Raw genomic sequence first — 26358 nt, forward strand, 5'->3', positions numbered from 1 at the left:
GGGTGTACCTATCAACGCCCCTGTCCCGCCGCCAACCGCTCGCGCAGGCTCTTCGGCCGTATGTCGGTCCAGTTCTTCTCGATGTAGTCCAGACACGCGGCACGATCCGCTTCGCCGTGCACCACCCGCCACCCCGCCGGGACATCCGCGAAGGCCGGCCACAGGCTGTGCTGCTCCTCGTCGTTGACCAAGACGAAAAAACTGCCCTCGTCATCGTCGAACGGATTGGTGCTCACCGCGTCTCCGTACTCTCTACTGAACATGGGTATAACAAGTTCTAGACCATACCGAGCCCGATAGAAGTTGTCTGCCCCTTGGTGGAATTGAGGTGGCAGGCCGCAGGGCGTACCGCCTCCCGGACCTCGACCCATGAAGGGTATTAGTGGCATGCGCCGAGCGGCGTCCCACCTCGTGCGGTGATAGCAGCAACCCCATGTCCCCCGACGGCGCTGGGCGTCCACGACGAGGGTTCGTCATGCCGTGCGCGTGCGGCGAGGTGACCGAAGTCGCGAATCGGCTACGGTCAGCGGGACGGACGCTTAGGCTGTGAGGCGCAAGTCGCCCTGGGAGCATGCACGATTGATTGGGCGATGTCAGGCCGGAGAGATCCGAACCATAAGTTCCGTCACAGCGAAGCCATCGAATTATGGTGCAAAAGCAAGTTGATTGAGGCGACATAAATGGACCACCAAAGCGAACCTTCGGTGCACGTCGAATCGGAGGATAATCAGCAAGTTGCGATGTCGACGCACCTGGCTGACGATCTGCTGTCCACGACCGCCGGTGGGTGGCGCAGCTTTTACAACAAGCTCAGCCGCCGCTTGGAAGAAGTCGGGGTGGCCGATTCATCGTTCTTCTTGAATTATGGATACCTTCCCACGGATTCGAACAATGAGGCCGCCTTCGCCATCCCCCAGGGCACCTTCAACGCGAACTCGGTCCGGCTGATTCTCGAGGTGGTCGGATCGGTTGACCTAAATGGCCGCACAATCGTCGAGATAGGGTGTGGCCGCGGAGGAAACTCCGCTGTCATCGCGGAAAAATTCAATGGTCAGGTGATCGGCATCGACATGTCGTCGGAAGCGATCGCCTTCTGCAGCAAAGCGCACGCCAAGCACGGGATAGAGTTCAAGGTCGGCGATGCGCTGAACCTGCCCCTGCCCGAAAAGTGTTGCGATGCCGTCGTTAACGTCGAGTCCTCGCATTCCTATGGAAACCTTCCGAAATTCCTGAAGGAAGTCCACCGGATCTGCCGCCCCGGAGCTTGGTTCTTGCATACGGACTTCCTGAGCCCCGAGGACTGGGACTATGTGCGGATGCGTTTGAAGGCGCTGGGTTTCGCCACCGAAAGCGACCGTGATATCACCGCTAACGTCCTGGCGTCGCGCGATCAAGCGAGCGGTAATTGGGAGCAGGTTTATGGTGACGGAAATGCTCGTGTCGCCAACTTCCTCGCGCTACCCGGGTCCGCCGTCTACGAGCAGCTCCGGGCGGGCTTGTTGGAGTACCGGGTATTGAGGTCGCGGTTGGGCGGAGAGGCCTAGAGCGCAGCCTGCTCCAATCGCGAGATGCGCCCGGCGAGTGCGAGGCCGACCGAGGCACGCCGCGTCGCGCGTTCGGGGAGGACACCGGGCCCAGTCGCCGCGGGTCAAACGGGCAGCGGCGGCGGCGGCAACAACGGCAACGACGGCGGCAACGGCGGCAATGGCAGCAACGGCGGCAACGGCGGCGGCAACGGCACGAGCACCGGCAACGACGCCGGCAACGGCAACGGCAACGGCGACGGCGGCGGCAACGGCGGCGGCAACGGCACCGACAGCAGCTGCGGCAACAGCGCTCCCGGCAGACGCCCTATGATCGCCCGGACGCCTTGGTTGATGGACGAGATGTCGTCAAGAATCGTGCCGAACAAGCTCTGCAACGGGGAGGTATTGGCCGCCTCTGCGGCCGCATATTGTCCCCCGCCCGCATTGATGGCTTCTACGAATTGCTGATGAAACAGCGCCGCCTGCGCGCTGATCGCCTGATACTCCTGCGCGTAAGCACCGAACAACTGCGAGATCGCCGCCGAAACCTCATCCTGCGCCGCGGGTGGTAGCGACGTCGTCGAAGGCATCGCCGCCGAAGTGGCCGACGAAATCGCCTCTCCGATTCCGGCCAATTCCGACGATGCTGCGGCCAAAACTTCCGGCGTTGCAATCACATAGGACATCTAGGGCTCCGAACTACAAGAGCGACTTCTGCCTCAATGTCGCGTTGAAGGTATCACGTTACACTTCGGTGCCATCTCTGATGTGACCACTGGTTTGCCAGTGGCCAGGGAGCACCGTCTGACGCACGGGATATTCGGATCTGTGTGAACACTGGTTTGCCAGTGGTTAGGGATCGCCTGTGCTGGCGCACCGGCAGATCGGGGCCGTTCGGAATCGGCGTCTGCCATGGTCCGTCGGTCACGGCCCGTTGGTCAGTGTGCGGGCTCGTGCGCACCATCGGATTCCGTCCCGTCCGGCTCCGGCACCTGAGCGGCCAGGTACTCGGCGAGCGACCCGATCGTCGGGTAGTCGAATACCGCAGTGGCGTTGATCGTGAACGCGCCCCCGAACTGGGGGATCAACCGGTTGCTGAATTCGACCGCCATCAGCGAATCCGTGCCCAGCTCCAGGAACCGGCTGGTTGCCGCCGGTGGTTGCGCGAGCCGCAGGAAGTTCTGCACTTCGTGCCGGAGGAACTCGGTGAGGAAGCTGCCACGCTCGGCCTCGGGCACGTCGTGCAGTTGCCGGAGCAGCTCGCTGTCGCCGGCGCTCGCCCCGGCGGCACTCGGAAGCACGTGGTCGAGAATCGCCGGGCGGGCGGCGCCCAGCCCACCTTTCGCAGCGCGCTGCCAGTTGGCTTTGATGACGGTTGCCTGCCCCGTTCCGTGCGCGACGATCTCGTCTAGAGCGGTCAGGGCCGCCGTGGGCTCCAGCGGAATCAGGCCTTGCGCACTGAGATTGGCGCGCGCGGCGTGCGACGTGGCCATGCCGCCCTTCGCCCACGGTCCCCAGTTGACGCCGGTCGCGGGCAGGCCTTGCGCTTGGCGATCCGCAACGAGCCCGTCGAGCAACGCATTGGCGGCCGCGTAGTTGGCCTGGCCGGGTGAACCGAGCACGCTGGAGGCTGAGGAGTACACGATGAAGAAGTCGAGATCATCGTTCTTCGTCAACCGATGCAGATGCCAGCCACCGATTGCTTTCGGTGACAAGACCTTGCGAAAACGCTCCGGGCTCTGTTCGGACAGCAGCGCGTCGTCGAGCACACCCGCGAGGTGTGCCACCCCCGCCAGCGGCGGCAACTCCTCCCGGATCCGCCCGATCAGCTCGGTGATCTGCGCCTCGTCGCCGACGTCGGCCGCGAAGGTGTGGATCCGGCACCGGTAGCGCTCGGTGATCTCGTCGATCTCCCGTTGTGCTTCCGCATCCGGCGTGCTCCGGCTGGTCAACACGATGTCACCGGCTCCGAGTTGGGCCAGATGGGCCGCCGTGTGCAGGCCGAGGGCACCGAGGCCGCCGGTGATCAGATAGCTCCGATCGCCGCGCGGCTGCAGCGGCTTCGGCATCTGCAGCACGATCTTGCCGATATGCCGGGCCTGCTGCATGCGGCGGAACGCGGTCTTCGCCTCCGTCACCGGGTAGACCTCGACTGCCAGCGGCGCCAGCTCGCCGCGAGCCATGCTGTCGGCCACCTCGGCCAGCAATTGCCCGGTCCGCTCCGGTTCGTGCTCGATGCACGCATCCAGCGCGATGATCTCGTAGTCGATATCGGGACGGGCCGCCGCCATCTGCTCACGCGTCCAGATGTCGCGCTTGGCGATTTCGGCAAACCGGCCGCCCTGTGCGGTCGCCCGCACGGTCGCGGCGATGAAACCCTCGTTGGTCAGGCTGTTGAGCACGACGTCCACACCGGCACCGCCGGTGTCGGCGAGGATCTGATCCGCGAAATCCGTTGTGCGCGAGTCGTAGATGTGCTCCACACCCATTTTCCGCAGGGTCGCGCGTTTGTAGGTGCTGGCGGTGGCGAAGACGATGGCACCGCGCTGCTGGGCCATCTGGATCGCGGCCAGACCGACGCCACCACTGGCGGCGTGGATGAGCACACGATCACCGGGCCCCAACTTCGCCCAGTCGAACGCGAGTCGGGTCGTCAGCGCGCCGGCGGGTATGGTCGCCGCCCCTACGGCGCTCACCCCGTGCGGGACCGGCGCAAGGAACTGGGCCGGGACGTTGACCCTGGTGGCGAACCCGCCCGGCATTAAGCCGAAGACGCGCTGGCCGACCTCGAATCCGGAAACCCCGGCGCCCAACTCCGTGACGACGCCGCAGAGGTCGCCGCCGCCGACCCGTCCCGGGTCACCCGGGTACAGACCGAGCACGTTGAGCACATCCCGGAAGTTGAGGCCTGCGGCCTCCACCCTTATCTGCACCTGACCCGCGCTCGGCGGCGGCACTTCGGTGCCGACCAGGTGAAGGTTGTCGATCGCGCCGCGTTCGGTCGGCTCCAGGATGTAATCGCCGCCGCGGGGCACCGGGAGGTGGCCGCTGCGCGCCCACGGCAGGAGCCGGGGCACCAAGTACTTTCCTTGCCGCAGTGCGAGTTCAGGCTCGTCCGCCGGTGTGCCGAGCAGGCCGGCCAGCGATTGCGCGGCCTGATCGAATCCGTCGCAGTCGACCAGCCTGCAATGCAGGCCCGGCTGCTCGGTGATGACGGAACGTCCGAAACCCCACAGCGCCGACTGCACCGGGTCGACCGGTTCGCCGGGTTCGGTCGCCACGGCCCGTTCGGTGACGATCCACAGTCCGCCGGTGAGTTTCAGGTCTTGCTGCGCCTGCAACGTCTGCACGACCGTGAGCAGCCGGTCGATCTCGCCCTGAAGCCGCGCTGCGAGTTCGGCACTCGATTCCTCGCCGTCGGGCCGCGCGTTGCTGCGCCAGACGATGCCGGAGACCGGGGCGCCGCGATCCGAAGCCTCCGCGAGCAGCCGCTTCCACGCCTCGGCATCCCCTGAGACTGCGGCACGATCCAGCGCAACGCCACGCTGAATTTTGGCGGCCAGCTCGTCGAATCCGGCAATCAGCCAGGTACCGTCCCCGGCACCGTTGCCGGACGCCGGCGGTGGCACCTCCTGCCAGCCGAAGGTGTACAGGTTGCGGGCGGCATCGCCGCCGAGCCCGCGCAGCAACGCCTCGCGCGGGGCGCGTTTGACCGTGAACTCCCGAATCCCGCCGAGCTCGCGACCGTCCCGATCCACGAAATCGAGGTCGAAGACCTGCGTTTCGCTGTCGGAACCTCCCGACTGCCAGCGCGCGCGGCAATAGAACCGCTTCGGCAACTTCTCGCGCAGTACCACACGCCCATACCGCAGCGGCAGGAACAGGTCGGGCACCTCGCCTTCGGCCGCCTCGAGAATCGCGGGGAAGGCCGGGAAGGCGACACCGGTGCACAGGTCCAGCAGCACCGGATGGACCGGCTCGTTACCGAGCTGTTCGGCCAGTTCCTCACCGATCGCGATGTCGCCGACCGCCTCACCGTCGCCCGCCCACAGCGATTTGAGCGAGTTGGACCACGTGGGCCCCCACATCAGATCCATGTCGGCGAAGGTGTCGAACAACTGCTGCGGACGCGTGCGGCCCAACCGCTCACATGCGGCATCGATGGACTCCGTCGGCTCCGATGCCAGGGCATCGTCGGCGCCGGCGACAACCCGGCCATCGGCGTTCAACGACCACTCGGCGTCGCGCTCACCGTAGGGGCGGCTGTGCACCTGGAAGGTCCAGCCGCCCTCATCCTCGGCCGGATGCATGGTCAGCTGCACTTCGCGGGAATGCTTGTCCGGCAGAATGATCGGCTCATAGAAGAAGACATTGCGCACCTGCGCGGGTGTCCCCACCGCGGCGAGCGCCATCGTCGCGTACGTCGCGCCCGGAACGACGACGGTGCCATAGATGACGTGATGCGCCAGCCACGGTTGCGTGTTGACGGACCACCGGCTGGTGTAGACGGTATCGCCGGAGGCGAGATCTTTTGCGCTCCCCAGGATTCCGGATCCGGCCGCACCCTGCCCGTCGATGCCGCGGATGTCGGCATTCTTGGGCCAGAAGCGGCGGCGTTGGAACGCATAGGTGGGCAGCGCCAGCTTGTGGCGCGGCCGGTGGTACAGCGCGGCGAACGCGGGCCGGTGGCCGCTGACGTAGGCGCCGGCCAGCGCTTCCGCCATCTGGCGCCGGGCGTCCGCGTCCTTGCGGAGGCACACGATCGCGCGCGGAGCGGGCGAGGAATCCGGCCATGCCTGCGCCGCGGCGTTGGTCAGGACCGGTTGCGGACCGATCTCCATCAACACCGAGCAACCCAGCGCCGCGACGGTGCGCACGCTCTCGGCGAACTGCACCGGTTGCCGGGAGTGCCGCCGCCAATACTGCGCGTCCAGCGGCGTTTCCGCGGTGAGCAGCGCGCCCGTCCGGTTGCACACCAGGGGCATGGTGGGGACGGCGAACTCGAATCCCTTTGCGTACGACTCGAACTCGTCGAGCACCGGCTCCAGCAGTTCGGAATGGAACGCGTGGCTGGTGTCCAGCCACGTGCACCGCATTCCGTCGGCGCTCAACTTCGCGACGATGTCTTCCAGATCCGCGCCGGGACCCGACAGCACCGTGTTGGGGCCGTTGTAGGCCGCGACCGAGATGTGCGGGAATTCCTCCGCGGCCCGCTCCACTCGCTGGGCGTCGGCGAACACCGCCACCATCCGTCCGCCCTCGGGCAGACTGCCGAACAGCCGGCCGCGCTCGGCGATCAGGCGCGCCCCGTCCTCGAGGCTGAACACGCCCGCCACGCACGCCGCGGCATACTGGCCCACGCTGTGCCCCAGCACCACGTCGGGCTCGATACCCCACGACTGCCACAGCCGCGCCAGGCCCATCTCGACCGCAAACAGCGCCGGCTGCGCAAAGGAGGTGTGCCGCAGGGTTTCTCCCGCGTCGCTGGACGTGTCGAACAGCACCTCCAGCAGTGGACGCGGCAGCATCCCGTCGACCGCCTCCGCGCACCGCCTGACGGTCTCGGCGAACACCGGTTCGGTGTCGAACAGTTCGCGCGCCATCCCCGGGTACTGGCTGCCCTGCCCGGTGAACAACCACGCCGTCTTCGGCGGGTCTCCGCACTCGCCGCGCATCGCGCCCGGGCCCAGCCGGTTCTCGGCCAACCCGTGCAGGAGTTCGCGCGCGCCGTCGACCGATTCCACGACCAGCGCGGCCCGGTGTTCGAAATGCGAACGCCCGACGGCGGCGGTGAAGCACACGTCCGCGATGTCGACGTCGGGGTGCTGATCCAGCCAGCCCGCGTAGCGTTGCGCCAGCGCGGCCAGCGCCTGCGGTGAGCGGGCCGACAGCGGCAGCACGTTGACGAGGTCATGGCCGCTCTCGGGTTCCGCGGTGTCGCCGGGCGAAACGTCGTGTGCCACCGCCGTGGCCGGCGGAGCCTCCTCGATCAGGACGTGTGCGTTCGTACCGGAGAACCCGAAGGAGCTCGTCCCGGCGCGGCGCGGCCTGCCGTTGGCGTGCCACGGAATCGGCTTGTCCACCACCCGCACCGGCAGGGAATCCCACGGGATGTGCGGCGACGGGTTCTCGAAGTGCAGGATCTGCGGCAGGACTCCGTGCTGCAGGGACAGCACGACCTTGATCAGGCCGGCGATCCCCGCCGCCGACTCGAGGTGGCCGATGTTGGTCTTCACCGACCCGATCAGCAGCGGCCGGTTCGGGTCGCGGCCGACACCGTAGGCGGCCGCGGCGGCCTGGACTTCGATCGGGTCACCCAGCGAGGTGCCCGTGCCGTGCGCCTCCAGGTAGTCGACGTCCCCGCCGACCAGGCCGGCGCGCGCCAGCGTCGCGGCGATGAGCCGTTGCTGCGCACCACCATTGGGCACCGTCAGACCGCTGGAAGCGCCGTCCTGGTTGACCGCGCTCCCGCGGATGACCGCGCAGATCTGGTCGCCGTCGCGCTCGGCGTCGCTGAGCCGCTTGAGCACCAGGATCCCGCAGCCTTCACTGCGCGCGTAGCCGTTCGCCCTGGCGTCGAAGGTCTTGCACCGACCGTCGGCGGCAAGCATCCTGGCGCGCGCGGTGGCAACGATCGACGCCGGGCTCACCAGGACGTTCACCCCGCCGGCCAGCGCCATGTCGCAGTCGCCGGAATGCAATGCCTGGCAGGCCTGATGGACCGCGACCAGCGACGCGCTGCACGCGGTATCCACCGCCATCGCGGGCCCTTCCAGCCCGAGCGCGAACGCCACCCGGCCCGCGATCACGTTGAGCGCGTTGCCCGTAATGAAATGGGCCTCGATGGTCTCGACCGAGTTGGCGTTGAGCAACTGCGAGTACTCGTTGGCGGCCACGCCCACGAACACGCCGGTTCGGCTGCCGCGCAACCCCGCGGGCGAGTACCCGGCGCGCTCCAGTCCCTCCCACGCGATTTCCAGCATCAACCGCTGCTGCGGATCCATCCACACGGCCTCGCGCGGGGAGATGCCGAAGAACTCCGGGTCGAATCCGTCGATCTTGTCGAGATATCCGCCGTAGCGGGTGTAGATCTTGCCCGGCGCCTCGGGATCCGGGTCGTAGTACTCATCGACGTCGAACCGGTCGTCCGGGATCTCCCGGATCGCGTCGACGCCCCCGGACAGCAGCTCCCAGTAGCTTTCGGGATCGGGCGCACCCGGGAAGCGGCAGGCCACCGCGACGATCGCGATCGGCTCGTCCGTGCGCCCCGTTGTCTGCGTCACCGGGGCCGCCACCGGCGCCGCTTGCGCGGCCGCCGGGGCATTGAGGCTAAGGACGTCGTTGATGAGGAAATTCGCGACGTCGGTGATGCGCGGGTAGTCCATCGCCAGGGTGGCCGGCAGTTCCTTGCCCACGGCCCGTTCCAGTCGGCGGCGCAGTTCGACGGCCATCAGCGAATCCATACCGAGGTCGAAAAGTCCGGCCTCCTCGCGGATTTCCGCGGGGTCGATCCGGGTCACCTCGGCGACGGCGTCGCGCAGATAGTCCACGACCAGTTTCTTGCGCTGCTGCACCGGGGCCGCGGTGAGCCGTTCGACCAGTTGGGTGGTCCCCGACGCCGCCAGCTCGGGCGCGGAGTCGGGCACCTCCTGCTGCAGCTCCGTCAGGAAGCCCCGCTTGCCCGCCATTTGGTACAGCGGCAGGAAGCTGGCCCAGTCGATCTTGGCCACCACGCCTTGCGGCGACGACCCGCCCATCACGTCGGCCATTCCCGCGAGTGCGTCGGCGGGTGACAGCGGCCGGACGCCGCGCTTGTCCAGTTGCGCTCGGGCGGCCTCGTCGGCCATGCCGGCCGCCGACCAGGGGCCGAAGTTGACGCTGACGTAACCGTGCTCGCGCTGCTGCCAGGCCAGCCCGTCAAGGAACGCGTTGGCCGCGCTGTATGCGCTCTGGCCACCGCTGCCCCACACCCCGGAGATCGAGGAGGTGCACAGGAAGAAGTCGAGCTTCATGTCCGCGATGGCTTCGGTCAAATGCCATGCGCCCCAGACCTTTCCGGCGAACACCCGGTCTATCTCGGCGTCGTCCAGGGTTTGCAGCGGGGTGTTGCCGATCTCGCCGGCGGCGTGCACGATGCCGGCCAGCGGCGGCAGTTCGGCCTGAATCGTCGACACGAGGCGAGCGACGTCGTGCAGGTCGGCGACATCGGCCGTGATCACGCGGACGTCGCAGCCGTGCTGGTCGTGCAGCGCCTGGATGCGCTGCTGTGCGGCGTCGCCGGGTGTGCGCCGGCTGGTCAGCACCAGATGCCGGGCACCGTGGGCGGCCAGGTATCCGGCGATCTCCATCCCGACGCCGCCGAGCCCACCGGTGACCAAATAGGTTGCGTCATCGCGTAGTGCCAGCGGCTTGGCGGCCGGTTGCCCGGATCGCCGCGTGAGCCGGGGAACGTACACCGCTTGTTCGCGCAGGGCGATCTGGTCTTCCGAACTGGCCGAGCCGCGCGGTGCGGCGACCATCCGGTCGATCAACCGCGACCACACCCCGTCGTCCGGGGCACCGGCGGCAGGCAGGTCCACCAGCCCGCCCCACAGTCGTGGGTATTCCAGGGCGGCGGCGCGGCCGAAGCCCCACAGGCAGGTCTGCACCGGTGACACGGCGTCGGAGTTGGTGACCCGTTGCGCACCGCGGGTCACCAGCCAGATGGGTGCGCGCAGTTCGGCGGTGGCCGCGGCGCGGAACAGTCGCCGGGTGCCGCCGAGGACACGGTGTTGCATCCGCAGCAGCGATCGCGTCGAGGTTGCGGTGTCGGAGTCGAGCGCCGCGAGAAGCACGATGCGCAGCTCCGGTTCCTCCGCCGCCGCCGCGCGCAACGCCGTTGCCAGCCGCTCCTCGTCCGCGTCGGACACCGGCAGCCCGATGATCCGGTGCCGGTGGCCACCCGCGGTCAGGGCGTCGACCACGGGCTGCGCCGCCCCGGCGTCGTCGCCGATCAACAGCCAGCCGGATCCCTCACCGGCCTTCGCGCTCGAGGCAGCGGACTTCTCCCACCGGATCTCGTAGCGGGAGTCCGCGATCGACTGCACGCTGCGTTCTTGGTTGTGTTGTGCCGCAAGCTGTTTGAGCATCTCGACGGGCTGTTGATTGCCGTTGCCGCCGAGCAGTGCGGCGAGCTCGTCGAACCGGCCGTCCTCGAGAAGCCGGACGGTTTCGGTGCGCGCGGCCGCCACCTGGGTCGGGGCGTGGGCGGGCGTGACCCGCTGCTCCTTGAACCAGTACTGGCGGTGCTGGAACGGATAGGTCGGCAGGTCGAGCTTGCGCGCCGGCCCCGCGAGGGCGCCGAAGTCGGGCCGGTGGCCGACGATGTAGGCGTTGGCCAGGGCTTCGGTGATCTGGCGATGGTCGGCGATGTTCTTGCGCATCGACGCGACCGCCCGCGGTGCGGTGGCCGGGTCGGGCCAGGCGCGCAGGGCCGCGGCGGTCAGGATCGGCTGCGGGCCGATCTCCAGCAGCATCGTGCAGTGCAGGTCGGCCAGGGTGTGCACGCTCTTGGCGAACTCGACCGGCTGCCGCGCGTGGCGGCGCCAGTACGCGCCGTCCAGTTTCGCGCTTCTGCCCAGCGCGGCACCGGTGCGGTTGCAGACCAGCGTCCGCTGCGGCGCGCCGAAGGTGAACCGATTCGCATACGACTCGAACTCGTCGAGGACCGGATCCAGCAGCGCCGAATGGAAGGCGTGACTGGTGTCGAGCCAGTCACAGCGCACGCCGTCGTCCTCCAGGCCGGCCACCGCCCGCTCCAGATCCTCGACGGGTCCCGACAGCACGGTGTTGGCGCCGTTGTACGCGGCCACCGACAGGCTCGGGAACTCGTCGGTCAGGCTCTCCACCCGCTCGGCGGCGGCGAAGACCGCGACCATCCGCCCGCCGTCGGGCAGGCTGCCGAACAGGCGCCCGCGCTCGGCCAGCAGCTGGGCCCCGTCCTCGAGGCTGAACACGCCGGCGACGCAGGCCGCCGTGTATTGGCCGACGCTGTGTCCGATCACCACGTCGGGTTCGAAGCCCCACGACTGCCACAGGCGGGCCAGGCCCATCTCCACCGCGAACAAGGCGGGCTGCGCATAGCTGGTCAGCCGCAAAGTGTCGTCGCCGTCCGGATCGAAAATCACGTCCAGCAGGGGCTTTTCGAGCACGCCGGCGACGGCCGCCGCGCACTGGGTCATCGTCTCGGCGAACACCGGCTCGGTCTCGAAGAGCTCACGCGCCATGCCGGCGTACTGGCTGCCCTGTCCCGTGAACAACCACGCCGTCTTCGGCCGGTCGGTGCACTCCCCGCGCAGCAGGCCCGGGGCCGGACGCTCGTCGGCGAGCGCGGCGAGTTGCTCGCGCGCGGATTCCATCGAATTGACCACGATGGCGGCCCGGTGCTCGAAGTGCGAGCGCCCCGACCCCGCGGTGAGGCACACGTCGGCCAGCGAGGCGTCGGGGTGGTCGGCCAGCCAACTGCCGTATGCCTTGGCGAGCTCCGCCAGGGCGGCCGGGCTGCGCGCCGAGAGCGGCAACAGGCTGAACCGCCGGTCGTCGGACGGGGTCGCGGGCGCGCCGACGTGGCTCGCCTCGGGGGCTTCCTCGAGAATGACGTGCGCGTTGGTTCCGGAGAATCCGAACGAGCTGATCCCGGCGATGCGGGGCCGCCCGTCGCGCGCCCACGGCACCGCCTCGTCGACCACCCGCACCGGGAGCCGGTCCCAGGGAATGTGCGGCGACGGTTTGCTGAAGTTCAGGTGCTTCGGCAACACCTCGTGCTCGAACGACAGGATGACCTTGATCAGGCCCGCGATCCCCGCGGCCGCTTCCAGGTGCCCGATGTTGGTCTTCACCGACCCGATCAGCAGCGGTCGGTCGGCGTCGCGTCCCTTGCCCAGTGCCGCACCGGCGGCCTGGACTTCGATCGGGTCACCCAGCGAGGTGCCGGTCCCGTGCGCCTCCAGGTAACCCACCTCGCCGGGCGAGACACCCGCGCACTGCAGCGCCTCGGCGATCACGCGCTGCTGGGCGACGCCGTTGGGCACCGTCAGGCCACCCGAGGCGCCGTCCTGGTTGACCGCGCTGCCCCGGATGACGGCCCGAATCCGGTCACCGTCTCGGATCGCGTCCTCGAGTCGTTTCACGACGACGACGCCGCAGCCCTCGCCGCGCACGTACCCGTCGGCGGCCGCGTCGAAGGTCTTGCACCGGCCGTCGGGGGCCAGCATGTGGGCGTGGGAGAACGTCATCGCGGTCTTCGCGCTGAGCAACACGTTGACGCCGCCGGCGAGCGCGAGGTCGCACTCCCCGAAACGCAGCGACTGGCACGCCTGATGGACCGCCACCAGCGAGGAGCTGCAAGCCGTGTCGACGGACACCGCCGGGCCCTGCAGCCCGAGCCCGTAGCTGATCCGGCCCGCCCCCGCCGCGGACGACGTCCCGATCGCGACGTACGCCTCGATCTCCTCGTAACTCAGCTGTTCGGAAATCAGTCCGAGGTAGTCGTGGGTGCCCAGGCCCATGAACACACCGGTCTTGGTGTTGGCCAGGGCCGACGGCGCGGTGCCCGAATGTTCGACGGCTTGCCACGCGGTCTCCAGCAGGATCCGGTGCTGGGGGTCGATCAGCATGGTTTCGCGGTTCGACAGCCCGAAGAACGGCGCGTCGAATCCGGTCACGTCCTCGATGAAGCCCGCCCGGCGGCTGACGATCTTGCCGGGCGCGTCGGGGTCCGGGTCGTAGAATTCGTCGACGTCCCAGCGGTCCGGCGGCACCTCCGACAGGGCATCCCGCCCCTGCTGCAGCACGTCCCAGAACGCGTCCGCGTCAGGGGCGCCCGGAAGGCGCACCGCGTAGCCGACGATCGCGAAACGGTCGCCCGTCCCCTGCGATCCGCGCGCACGCTGCGGTGCCTCATCGCGATTTTGCAGATCGGTCATTTCGCAGCGCCGATCGTCTCGTGCCGCACCTGGTCGACAACCGCGACCACAGGGCTGCCACTACCAAAATCGAACGGATTGGTGCTCAACCGTGTCTCCAGACCATTACTCGACATGGGTGTAACAAGTTCTAGACCATACTTGCCGGGTGAGACGGCTGTCACCCGAATCGGCAATTGCTCCCGGCAGGCGCCACAGCGCCTGGCTTCCGGGTTTGATGGCGTCCGTCGCCCATTAGCCACCACGGCGCGCGCGGGCGAAATCTTCCAGAAGGTCGGCGGCGGTGGCGACACTCTTGGCGGGATCGGTCATCCGGGTGGCGAGCTCGCGGGCCCGGGCAGCGTATTCGGGGGCGAGGATCGTGCGCAGATCCGCGGCGAGGGATTTCTCGTCCGCGGTCGAGAAGCGCCGCGAGGTGCCGACCTTGAGCGCTTTGACCCGAGATCCGGACAGCGTCTGATCGATGTCCGTCGCAAGAATGAGCGTGGGGACTCCCGCGCGCAAGCCCGTGGCCGTGGTGCCCGTGCCCCCGTGGTGCACGACCGCGCGGCAGGCGGGAAAGACGGTCGAGAAGTTCACCGCGCTCACTACCTTGACGTGGTCGGGATGGGGGACGCCGCCGAAGTCGGTTCCGGCGCCGCCCACCAACGCGCGCTCACCCAACCGCGCGCAGACCGCGCCGATCATGGCGATCGTGTCGGCGGGAGATTCGACCGGGGTGCTGCCGAACCCGAAATAGATCGGGGGCGTTCCCGCGGCGACCCAGGACGCGACTTCCTCGTCGGCATCGGTTGCCAACCCGAGCGTCAGCGCGCCGACGAAGGGACGTTGTTCCTTATATTCCGCCCATTCGGCCGCCAGCCCCGGAAAGAGTGCCTCCTCGTAGGCCTGCATTTCCAAGGATCCGCGTTCGGTGATCCTCCGCGGCGCCGATCCTCTCGCCTTCGGCAGACCCAGCTCGCGGCGCTGAGCCTCCTCGACCTTCTTCGTCGCACGCCAAGACGCCCACCAAAACGCCGTCACCGCCGCGCGGGCCATCGGCGCCGGCAGGAATGCCAGGGTCTGGCCGTTGGGCCGTAGCGGGAAGTAGTGCAACGTGGCCAAGGGAATGCCGTAGTGCTCCGCGACGTTGGCGGCGGCGTCCTCGAAATTGATGCCGGTGAACAGCAGGTCTGCCCCGTCCGCCAGCGACACCAGCGTCGTGCTCATCTCTTGCCAAGCCCGCAGCAGGGGCACCGAGATTTCGAGGCGCGATCTGACCAGATCCCGGATCCGCCAGGGGCGGCTGAAGAAGCACGTCCAGAATTCGCGGTGCGCGTCCAGAATGGACCGCGCCTCCGGGCCGAAGCCGACGGCGGCGACGCCGGCCGCCTCCGTGAAGCCGACCAAATCGGGCGGGACGGCCATGCAGACCTCGTGCCCTCGGCGCACCAACTCGCGACCGACGGCGAGGTTGGGCTCGACGTCGCCGCGGCTTCCCCAGCTCGCCAGGACGAATCTCATCGCGGGCCCCCCCTACCCTGCCGCGCCACGCGAGTCAGGCGTAGGTCCAAGGGACTGCCCCTCACCCGCGGTTCTGATTGCGCGGGCGGGTCGGGTCCAACTTTCCCAAACCGGTAATTTCGAGACTGACCGACTTCCGTTGTCCGGCAGCACCAAGCATGAAAAGGATGTCGCCGGCCGGTGCGCCCAGCCAGAATCGCCAAAACCGTCGGCCGAAGAACTTCCAGACGTAGCTGCCGTCGCCCGCCAGCCAATACGCTGCGATCCAGAGCAGGTAGTACGCCAGGCGTTTCGACCGCGCGCGAACCATCTCGACGTTCATTTCCATGACTTCGAGACCCCAGGCCCGGTATCGCCATTCCAGCGCGTACTCGTCCTGGAACTCGAAGAATGCCCGCATTTCCGCATTGGTGACGAGGTACTCGTCGAAGACGAGAATGGATCCTTCGACAAAGCGGTCCTTGCAGGCTTCTAGCGCATGCAGGCAACTCTCATAGGTATCCAAATCCATGTGGAACAGCCGGATCGGGGCGTCCGGTCGGTCGGCCAGGAACGGAGCCAGCGTGTCGTAGGTGCTTCCCTTGATGAATTGCACATTGCGTCCGAGCGCTTCGGGCAGACCGTCGTGCAGGCTCACCCCGGTGTCGCGCATCGAACGCTTCGCCAGCGGTTCCGACAGTGAAAAGCTTCCACGTTTAATGAGGATCTGATCGTCGACCTGCCAGTCTTCAACGAGGCCCTCAAAGGTGTCGAAGCCGTACACGGGGCGGCCGGAAGCGTCAGCCATCAACCGTGTCGACCAGCCGAGCCAGACGCCCAGATCCAGGAGGAGTTCGTCGGAATCCGCGCGGCTTGGTTTCGGCAGGCGCGACGCTTCCCACAACAGCGTGTGGCCCCGTATCTTGCACCGCCGAATATCGCGGAGCGTGCGGCCGATGAACGCGCGATAGGCGTCCTCGTAAACCCTCGTGTCCCGAGAATACAAGTTGGGAATGTAGCGATCGCGATCCCGATAAACCAGGCGCGCACACACGAGCAGCAGCAGAAGCAGACCGAGGGCGCCGAGGAGAGCCGGCAGGAAGTAACACGCCGTCGCCACGACGATCGCGATGCCGATCAGGATCGCCTTCCACACCTGGTGAAGGGTCGTCCGATCCACTGCCGGTGGGCTGTCCACCGTCGGACTGTCGACTACGCTCACCGGTTCACCTCCGAGCGTTCGGTTTGACGAATCCCCGCGATCTCGCACGCCCGCGCGCCCGCAGGGAAGCCCTGGGCGATGTCGGGGTTTCCGCCCGCAATGAGGACCGCCTTCCGTCGGCTCGATGACAGCCCAAACAGCCAGAGGCTCCCGAGCCGACGACGATGACTGATGATTCGCCAACATACCCAATGGGTTGGACAGGTGTGTAATAATTCCCCGACTCGAAGAACACGTCCTCTTCTCTTTCCAAGGCTGGTGATCTTGCAGCACACCGACGGCGTTAGCTATTCGAAGGACTGCCGGGTCGGCGCGCGGTACAGCCGGGAGTTTCGCCCGGGCATCGGTTGCTTGGCTGAACCCACCCACGAGCACAACCTGTCCGCCTACTCACCAATTGTCTTCACGCCGTGATTGAGCCGTCCATCCCGGCGGTGCTGCGGCAGCATGCCAGTCTGCGGCCCGATCAGACGGCCTTCACGTTTGTCGATTACGACCAGGACTGGGCGGGCGTTGAGGAAAGCCTGACGTGGGCGCAACTGTATCGGCGGACGTTGAACGTCGCACAGGAACTCAAGGCGCACGGGTCAACCGGTGATCGCGTTGTGATATCGGCACCCCAAGGACTGGAGTACGTCGTCGCGTTTCTGGGCGCACTCCAGGCCGGGCAGATCGCGGTTCCGCTGTCCGTTCCGCTGGGGGGTGCCAGCGATGAGCGTGTCAGTGCCGTGCTGCGTGACGCGTCTCCGACCGCCATCCTGACGACGTCCGACGTCGCGGGAAGCGTCGCCGGCTCCGTCGCGTCGCTGTCCGCCGAATCCCGGCCGGCGATCATCGAGCTTGATGTGCTGGACCTGGATGCCGAGCACGGCCTGGGTGCCGAACCCGAAACCGCGCAGGAGATCGCGTATCTGCAATACACCTCCGGGTCGACGCGCACGCCCGCCGGGGTCGTGATCTCCCACCACAACGTCCAGGCCAACTTCGACCAGATCGTCACCGCCTACTTCGGCGGGACCCCTCCGCCGGACACCACCATCGTGTCGTGGTTGCCGTTCTTCCACGACATGGGTCTGATCACGGGAATCGTCCTGCCGGTTCTGGGCGGACTGCGCTCGGTGATCAGCACCCCGCTGGCATTCCTGCAGCGGCCGGCGCGGTGGGTGCAGCTGATGGCCAGCAACACCCGCGTGTTTTCGGCGGGCCCCAACGTGGCATTCGAATTGGCGGCGCTAAGGACATCGGACGAGGACCTGGCCGGGCTTGACCTCGGCGACGTGCGCCACATCCTCAACGGTGCCGAACGCGTGCAACCGTCGACGATGCGGCGATTCGCCGAGCGGTTCGCCCGCTTCAACCTTCGCCCCGAGGCGTTACGGCCCTCCTACGGGCTGGCGGAAGCAGTGGTCTTCGTGGCGACCCGCGAGTCGGGTCACCCACCCGAAGTCGTGTGGTTCGAATCCGACGAACTGACCGCCGGCCAAGCAAAGCGGTGCGCGAGCGGGGAAGGTCTGCCGCTGATCAGTTACGGCATGCCGCCGTGGCTGACGGTTCGCATCGTCGACCCCGAGACCAGGATCGAGTGCCCGGCGGGAACGGTCGGCGAGATCTGGGTGCACGGCGAGAACGTGGCCACCGCCTATTGGCAGAAGCCCGACGAGACCGAACGCACCTTCGGCGCAACGCTTGCCAGACCGTCGGCCGGCACGCCCGAGGGGCCGTGGCTGAAAACCGGGGATCTGGGCTTCTTCTCCGACGGCGAGCTGTTCATCAAGGGCCGCATCAAGGACCTCCTGATCGTCTACGGGCGCAACCACTCTCCGGACGACATCGAGGCGTCGATCCAGGAGATCACCCATGGCCGCTGCGTGGCGATCGCGGTTGCCGACGATGACGGCGTCGAGAAGCTGGTCACGATCGTCGAAGTCAAGAAGCGAGAAGAATCCGAAGAGGCCACGGCGCAGCGGATGGGCGTCGTCAGGCGCGAAGTCACCGCGGCGATATCGCGGGCGCACGGGTTGAGTGTGGCGGATCTCGTTCTGGTGGAAGCCGGTTCGATTCCAACCACCACAAGCGGCAAGGTCCGGCGACGTGACTGCGTACAGCTGTACCTCCATGACGGGTTCACCCGCATGGACGGCGGGCCGACCCGCGCGCCGGAACAGCAGAAAGTTGATGACACCGGCGTAACCGACGGGGGCACCTCGGAATTGGCCCAACGCCTGCGCACCCTCGGCCGCGAGCAGCAAGACCTGCTGGCCGCCGAGGTGTGTTCGCAAGCGGCACGTGTGTTGGGCCATCCCAGCCCTGACTACATCGACGCCGAACTCACATTTCAGGACCTGGGTTTTGACTCGGTGAAGGCCACCGAGTTGCTCGACCGGCTCAAAACGGTCACCGAACTCGATTTGCCGCCCACCTTGGCCTTCGACTACCCCACCCCGAAAGACTTGGCCGCCCGCCTGGGCCAGCTGCTGGGCGGGTCGGCCTCGGCCGCCGCGCCGGCGGACGCGCAAGTGCGGGTGGACGAGCCGATCGCCGTGGTCGGGATGGCGTGCCGGTTCCCCGGCGGGGTGGATTCGCCTGCGGCGCTGTGGGATCTGGTGGCCGGAGGCGACGACGCGATCCGGGCGTTTCCGGTCGATCGCGGTTGGGATCTGGCGGATCTGTTCGACCCCGACCCCGACGCGGTGGGCAAGACCTACACGCGTGCCGGAGGATTTCTGGCTGACGCGGCCGGGTTTGACGCCGACTTCTTCGGGATCTCGGCGCGCGAGGCTCAAACCATGGATCCTCAGCAGCGGTTGCTGCTGGAGGTGTGTTGGGAAGCATTGGAAACCGCCCGAATCGATCCGGCCGAGCTGGCGGGTTCGCAGACCGGGGTGTTCGTGGGGGCCTGGTCGCAGCAATACGGTGCGGGCGGTTCCGACGGCGCGGAGGGATACGGCCTGACCGGTTCGTCCACCAGCGTGGTGTCGGGTCGTGTCGCCTACACGTTGGGGTTGCAGGGCCCGGCGGTCACCATCGACACCGCCTGCTCGTCGTCGCTGGTGGCGGCGCACTGGGCGTGTCAGTCACTGCTCAACGGCGAGTCGGCCATGGCCCTTGCCGGTGGCGTCACGGTGATGACCACGCCGGCGGTCTTCACCGAGTTCGCCCGCCAACGGGGGCTGGCCGCCGACGGGCGGTGTAAAGCGTTCTCCGCCAACGCCGATGGCACCGGCTGGGGCGAAGGGGCGGCGGTGCTGGTCCTGGAACGGCTCAGCGACGCCCGGCGCAACAACCACCCGGTGCTGGCGGTCATCGCCGGCTCGGCCATCAACCAGGACGGCGCCTCGAACGGCTTGACCGCACCCAACGGGCCCGCCCAACAGCGCGTCATCACCCAGGCCGTCGCCAACGCCGGCATCGAGCTCGACGACGTGGATGTCGTCGAAGCCCACGGCACCGGCACCACCCTGGGCGACCCGATCGAGGCGGGCGCCCTGATCGCCACCTACGGCGCCGCCCGCGGCGCCGAGCAGCCATTGTGGCTGGGCTCGATCAAATCCAACATCGGCCACACCCAGGCCGCCGCCGGGGTGGCCGGAATGATCAAGATGATCGAGGCCCTCAGGCACGACAGCTTGCCCCCGACCCTGAACGTCGATCGCCCCAGCCCGCATATCGACTGGTCGGCCGGCACCGTCCGCCTGCTCACCGATCCGGTGCCGTGGCCGGACACCGACCACCCCCGCACCGCGGCCGTGTCCTCGTTCGGAATCAGCGGCACCAACGCACATTTGATCCTGCAACAGGCCCCCATCGCGCCCGCCGAACCGGCCGACACCGAAGCCCCGGTCGGACATGCCCAGGACGGTATGGACTTCGGGCAGCTGTTGTGGCCGGTCTCGGCGCGCACGCCCGCGGCGTTGTCCGCACAGGCGGACCGGTTGCACCAACACCTCAGCGACCATCCCGGCATCGATCTGACCGACCTGGCCTACAGCCTGGCCACCACCCGCACCCAGCACCCGTATCGGGCGGCGATCACCGCGCCGGTGGCCGCCGCCGATCCGCGCAAAGAGCTGCTGGACGCCCTGGATGCCCTGCACGCCGGACAACCGCATCCGCAGCTGACCGGCCATCACTACCTGGCCCATCTGCGCGGCAAAGTCGTCTTCGTGCTGCCCGGCCAGGGCGGCCAATACCCAGGCATGGGGCGAGAGCTCTACGAGCACCACCGCGTCTTCGCCGACACCGTCGACGACTGTGACAACGCGCTGCGCCCGTTCACGGGCTGGTCGGTGCGCGACGTCCTGCGCCAGGATCCGGACGCCCCGGAGCTGGACCGCGTCGACGTGGTGCAACCGGTGCTGTTCACGATGATGGTTGCGCTGGCCGAGGCGTTGCGCCACTACGGCATCGTTCCCGACGCGGTGATCGGCCATTCCCAGGGCGAGATCGCCGCCGCCTACATCGCCGGGGTGCTGTCCTTGCCCGAGGCCGCCAGGGTTGTCGCGCGGCGCAGTCAGGCACTGTGCGCCCTGGGGGGTACCGGCGCCATGGCGTCGGTGCTGCTGGGCGCCGACGAACTGCAGCCGCACCTGCAACCCTGGGGTGCGGTGTTGAGCATCGCCGCGGTCAACGGCCCCACCCAAACCATCATCAGCGGCACTCCCACCGCGATCGAGGAGTTCAGCGCGACCTGCGACCGCGACGGCATCCACGTGCGGTCGATCGCCGTCGATTACGCCTCGCACTCGGCCCAAGTCGAGGCGGTGCGGGAACGGTTGTTGGCAGAGCTCGCAGACCTGACTCCGATGCCCGCCAGCATTCCGCTGTATTCCACCGTGGGCCAAGCACTTTCGGCTGATCCGCTGGACACCACCACCATGGACGCCGACTACTGGTACCGCAACCTGCGCGAGCCGGTCGGATTCCACGACCGCGTGGTCGAGCGACTGGCCGCCGGTGAGCACACGTTTGTGGAGCTTTCCCCGCACCCCGTACTGGCCCCGGCGATCACCGACGCATTGGCCCAGGCCGCGGGACGGACGCAGTCCGCGGTGATCACCACGTTGCATCGAGACCATCCCGACCGGGACAACCTGGCCACCGCCTTGGCCCACCTGCACAACCACGGTCACAGCCCGTCGTGGACCGCCCTGTACCCGAACGCCCGCACCATCGAGCTGCCCACCTATCCCTTCGAACATCGCCGCTACTGGCTGAACCCCGCCTCGACCGGTGACGCTTCCGGGCTGGGCCAGGATCGGGCCGAGCATCCCCTGCTGGGTGCGGTGGTCGACCTTGCCGACCAGGACCAGGTCGTGTTGACCGGCCGATTGTCAACGGCCACACAGGGCTGGCTGCGCGGCCACCGAGTCCACGACACCGTGCTGTTCCCGGCGACCGGGTTCATCGATGTGGTGTTGCAGGCCGCCGAGTACGCCGGCTGCCCGGTGATCGACGAACTTGTTCTGCACACACCGCTGCGGCTCGGCGACGACACGCCCGCCGATCTGCAGATCGCCGTGCATTCGGCCGGGGACACCGGGCAGCGCGCGTTCACCGTCCACTCGCGCACCGGCGGCCAGTCCGGCGTGTGGACATTGCACGCCAGCGGCGAGCTGAGCTCCGACCAGCCCGCCACCCCGCCGATCCTGCCGGCAGCGGGCGTGGAGGCCGTCGACCAGGACGACTTCTACGACAGGCTGGCCCAGCGGGGTTACGGCTACAGCGGTCCGTTCCGGTCGTTGCGGGGAATCGGCACCGACCCCGCCCACCCCGAGATCATCCATGCCGAGGTGGCCTTGCCCGCCGGCACCGACGTCACCGGCTACGGTATCCACCCCGCCCTCCTCGACGCCGCCCTGCACGCGATGGCGTCCGTGATGGACCCGACCGGTGCGGCCGACTCGGCGTCATTGCGGCTTCCCTACGCGTTCGGCGGGATCGCCCTGTACGCCACCGCCGCCACCCAGCTGCACGTCCAGCTGAGCCGCACCGGCGAGGAGACGTTCGAGCTGCGCGCCACCGACCCCGCCGGCGCCCCGGTGATCACCGTTGCAACGATCACCCTGCGCGAACTGCCCGACATCAGCGGGCACCTGGCCGCGGCGCCCGGACTGCGTGACAGCGTGTTCCAGCTGAGCTGGCCACCCTTGCTCGACGACACCTCCCCGGCAGCAGCCACCGGCACCGAGTGGGCGGTGGTCACCGGCTCACCCGACCGACTTCCCGCCGGCCTGCGGAAGGGACCGATCTACACCGCCCTGGCGACCGTGACCCCCTGTCCGGAGGTGGTGATCTGGCTCCTGCCCGACGCCCCCGAAGCCGACGCCCCCGAAGCCGATCCGCTGCGGCAGGTGCACAGCCTGACCCGCGACGTGTTGGACCAGTTGCAGCGTTGGCTGGCCCGGCCCGACGCCGCCCAGACCCACCTGGTGATCATCACCCGCCGCGCCGTCAGCGTCGGCGGCTATGACGGTGTGCCCGACCTGGCCCATGCCGCGGCCTGGGCGCTGATCCACACGGCCCAGAACGAGCACCCCGACCGCATCACCGTGCTCGACATCGACGAGTCCGCCGCCACCGCGGACAAGGTGTCGGCCATCGCGGCGGCGCGACCGGCCGGCGAGCCACAGCTGGCCCTGCGCAACGGCGCCGTCCGCATCCCGCGGCTGGCCCGCACCCCGATCCTGGCCCCGCCGGATGCACCGGCCTGGCAGTTGGGTACCACCCGCAAGGGAGATTTGGCCAACCTGGCCCTGCTGCCCGTCGATCCGCCAAACACGCTGGCGCCGGGCCAGATTCGCGTCCAGGTCCGCGCCGCCGGGCTGAACTTCCGTGACGTGGTGGTGGCATTGGGCGCCATCGCCGACGAGGGCATGGGCAGCGAGGCCGCCGGGGTAGTCCTGGACGCCGGCCCCGGCACGTCGCTGCGTCCCGGTGATGCGGTGATGGGCCTTTTCCCGCACAACGCGTTCGCACCCACCGCGACCACCGACGAGCGCACGGTGGTACCCGTCCCGGCCGGATGGTCGTTTACTGCGGCCGCATCCGCGCCGATCGTGTATCTGACCGCCTACATCTCCCTCGTCGAGATCGCCGGGCTGTCGGCCGGGCAGCGCGTGCTCATCCACGCCGGCACCGGCGGAGTCGGGCAAGCCGCGATCCGGATCGCCCGGCACATCGGCGCCGAGGTTTTCGCCACCGCCCACCCCGACAAACAGCACGTGCTGAGCGGGCTGGGGATCGACCCGGCGCACATCGCGTCGTCGCGCACGCTGGATTTCGTCGACACCTTCAAGGCCGCCACCGGCGGGCAGGGCATGGACGTCGTGCTCAACAGCCTTGCCGGGGATTTCGTCGATGCGTCGCTGCAATTGCTGCCCCGCGGAGGCGCTTTCGTCGAAATCGGCAAGACCGACATCCGCGCGGCCGGCGACATCGCCGCAGCCCATCCCGGGGTCGACTATCGGGTTTACGACCTGTCCAGTGCGCAACCGGAATCCCTGCGGCCGGCATGGACCGCCCTGCTGGAGCTGTTCGCCACCGGCGCGCTCACGCCGCTGCCCACCACCAGCTACGGCTTGGTGAACGCGCCCCAAGCCTTCCGCGACATGAGCCAGGGCATGCATACCGGAAAGATCATCCTCATCCCGCACCCCGTGCTGGACGCCGAGGGCACGGCGCTGATCACCGGTGGCACCGGGATGCTGGGCGCGCTGTTCGCCGAACACCTCGTCACCCACTACGGCGTCCGGCACCTGCTGCTGCTGTCGCGCAGCGGCCCGGCCGCGTCCGGTGCGGCCGAGCTTGCACAGCGCCTGACCCAGCTGGGCGCCGAAGTCACCGTCACCGCCTGTGACACCGCCGACGCCGCCGACCTGGCCGCGGTGCTGGACAGCGTTCCTGCGCAGCATCCACTGACCGCGGTCATCCACGCCGCCGGGCTGCTGGAAGACGCTGCGCTGGGCGACATGACCGCCGAGCAACTCGACGCGGTGCTGGCCGCCAAGGCCGACGCCGCCTGGCATCTGCATCGCCTCACCGCCGACCGCGACCTGGCCGCGTTCGTCTTGTTCTCCTCGGCCGCGGGAATATTGGGCAGCCCCGGGCAGGCCAATTACGCGGCCGCCAACGCGGTCCTGGACGCGCTTGCCCGCCGCCGCCACCACGCCCAACGCGCGGCCACCAGTGTGGCGTGGGGTTACTGGCAAGCCCCCAGCGGCATGACCGCCCACCTCACCACCGCCGACCTGGCCCGCCTGGCCCGCACCGGCCTGACCCCCATCACCAACGACCACGGCCTGGCCCTCTTCGACGCCGCACTCAGCAGTCAGCGACCCAACCTGGTGGCCAGCCCGTTCAACGTCGCCACGCTGACCCGCCAAGCACGCCACGGCGCCCTGCCCTCGATGCTGTCGACCCTGACCACCAGCCGCCCCCGCGCCAGCGCGGCCAGCGCTCGCGGCCTGCGGGCTCAGCTGGCCACGCAAACCCCCGAACAGCAACTCCGCGCTCTCACGGCGATGGTCACCACCACGACCGCCGCCGTGTTGGCCCACCCGGACCCTGCCGCGCTCGATCCCGACCGGCCTTTCAAAGACCTCGGCATCGACTCGCTGACCGCGCTGGAACTGCGCAACACCCTCAACCAGCACACCGGCCTGGCGCTGCCGGCAACCGTGGCCCTCGACCATCCCACTCCGGCGATGCTCGCCGGACATCTGGCCGACCTGCTCACCGACGCCGCCGCGCCCAGGGTCCCGGCGGCTCAGCCCGGCGCCCGCGGCGATGAGCCGGTGGACAACAGGCTCGCGTACGTGGATCAGGCGATGTTCCTCGCCGCGCGAGCGGTGCACGACACGCTGACCCAGTTCACGTGGTTCTATGACCATGCCGTCGACGTTGATGCGTTACGGCGTTTCCACCGCAATCTGGGATGCGGGTTGTTGGGACGCAGAATCGAGCGGTCTCCGCTACCGTTCGCCCGTGATCGCTGGGTCAAGGCTGCGGCGACGGACGGCATCGACATCGCCCCGACGCCGCGTCCGCGCGCCGAGGTGAGCGCCTGGCTCGACGAGCGGGCGCGCCTGCCCATCGACCCCGAGTGGGGACCCGGCTGGCATCTCGGGGTGCTTCCACTCGACGACGGCGGGGCCGCGGTGAGTCTGGTGGTTTCGCATACCCTCGTCGACGGGATCGGGCTTGGCCAGGCGATCGCGGATGCCGCCGAGGGCAGGGTGCGTGACTTCGGCTACCCGCCGGCGCGATCGCGCAAGCGCAGGCACGCCGTGCGTGAGGACCTCCGGCAAACCGTCAAAGAACTCCCCGAAATACGGAAGGCCTTCGTTTCCGCGGCCGGAAAAATCTGGCCCGACCGCAAACAATTCACCTCTTCGATCAAAGCGGCACCACCACCTGCGCCGAGGGCCACCGACGGTGATCGGGTGGTGGAGGTGCCCGCCCTCACCGCGTACGTCGACCTGACGGAATGGGATGCCCGCGCGAAAAGCCTTGGCGCAAGCAGCAACTCGCTTGTGGCAGCAGTCGCGTGCAGGCTCGCGGTGCGGGCGGGGCGCGCTCACGCCGACGGAACGGTCACCCTACGATTTCCGGTCACGCTTCGGACCGAGGACGACACCCGTGGCAATGCGCTCACCGTCGTCGACGTCGCCGTCGACCCCACGCACGCGGCGACGGACCTCCGGGACATGCACGCCACGATCACCGAAGCAATCCTCGCGGCGATGAAGAACCCCGACGAGGAGTACTTGTCGACCTTCCCACTGGCGCCGTTGGTACCGAAGCGGTTGAACCGGAGGCTGGCGGCGCTGGCAGCGGGTGGTGTCACCCAACCCGTCACCGTCTCCAATGTCGGCGACCTGCCCCCGGCGGTGAACCGGCCCGACGGCACCGACGCCGACTATGCGTACCTGAGGTCCGTCGAGCCCGATATCAAGAAAAGCACGCTCGAGCACATAGGCGGACAACTGTTCGTGGGTTCGGGGCGCAGTCGCGGGAAGATCTTTTTCAGAATCTCCGCGTATGTGCTCGGCCGGCAAAATACCCAGAGTGAGCTGCGGGACATGGTGTCAGGGACTTTCGCGGAATTCGATCTGATTGCTGAAATCGATTGCTGACTAACTTTGGTTTTTCGCTCGGCCCCGCTGGG

The 26358-nt window shown here is 68.2% G+C and carries 7 protein-coding genes; 2 read left to right on the top strand and 5 right to left on the bottom strand.

All coding sequences use genetic code 11. The features are described 5' to 3' along the window. Nucleotides 1–11: 11 nt before the first annotated feature. On the bottom strand, nt 12–236 hold the full coding sequence (locus BN971_RS05835; RefSeq protein WP_085180207.1) for an MbtH family protein: 225 nt from the start codon (nt 234–236) through the stop codon (nt 12–14). A 444-nt stretch (nt 237–680) separates the two neighbouring features. On the opposite strand from BN971_RS05835, the gene BN971_RS05840 reads away from it, so the two are divergent. Beyond that, nucleotides 681–1544 (top strand): class I SAM-dependent methyltransferase, encoded by an 864-nt coding sequence (locus BN971_RS05840; protein ID WP_085180208.1) that lies wholly within the window; start codon nt 681–683, stop codon nt 1542–1544. Nucleotides 1545–1648: 104 nt separating this feature from the next. Here the strand turns inward: BN971_RS05840 and BN971_RS26255 are convergent, their stop codons facing one another. The 4 genes from BN971_RS26255 to BN971_RS05860 all read right to left on the bottom strand — a co-directional run bounded on the left by BN971_RS26255 (nt 1649) and on the right by BN971_RS05860 (nt 16193). Further along, complete coding sequence (locus tag BN971_RS26255) at nt 1649–2212, bottom strand: PE family protein (RefSeq protein ID WP_085180209.1); 564 nt, start codon at nt 2210–2212, stop codon at nt 1649–1651. A 252-nt stretch (nt 2213–2464) separates the two neighbouring features. Next, entirely contained in the window at nt 2465–13489 is an 11025-nt protein-coding gene (locus tag BN971_RS05850; RefSeq protein WP_085180210.1) for a type I polyketide synthase, read from the bottom strand. Between the two features lie 234 nt (nt 13490–13723). Further along, the gene (locus BN971_RS05855; protein WP_085180211.1) at nt 13724–14992 is read right to left on the bottom strand and encodes a glycosyltransferase; all 1269 of its coding nucleotides are present in this window, start codon (nt 14990–14992) and stop codon (nt 13724–13726) included. Between the two features lie 61 nt (nt 14993–15053). Beyond that, on the bottom strand, nt 15054–16193 hold the full coding sequence (locus BN971_RS05860; protein ID WP_245836627.1) for a class I SAM-dependent methyltransferase: 1140 nt from the start codon (nt 16191–16193) through the stop codon (nt 15054–15056). Between the two features lie 410 nt (nt 16194–16603). Here BN971_RS05860 and BN971_RS05865 point away from each other — a divergent pair, with 410 nt between their 5' ends. Then, a complete protein-coding gene (locus tag BN971_RS05865; RefSeq protein ID WP_085180213.1) occupies nt 16604–26326 on the top strand; it encodes a type I polyketide synthase in 9723 nt (3240 codons plus the stop codon). Nucleotides 26327–26358: the final 32 nt, after the last annotated feature.

The organism is Mycobacterium bohemicum DSM 44277 (assembly GCF_001053185.1).
In the GTDB taxonomy this organism is placed as follows: Bacteria; Actinomycetota; Actinomycetes; order Mycobacteriales; family Mycobacteriaceae; genus Mycobacterium; species Mycobacterium bohemicum.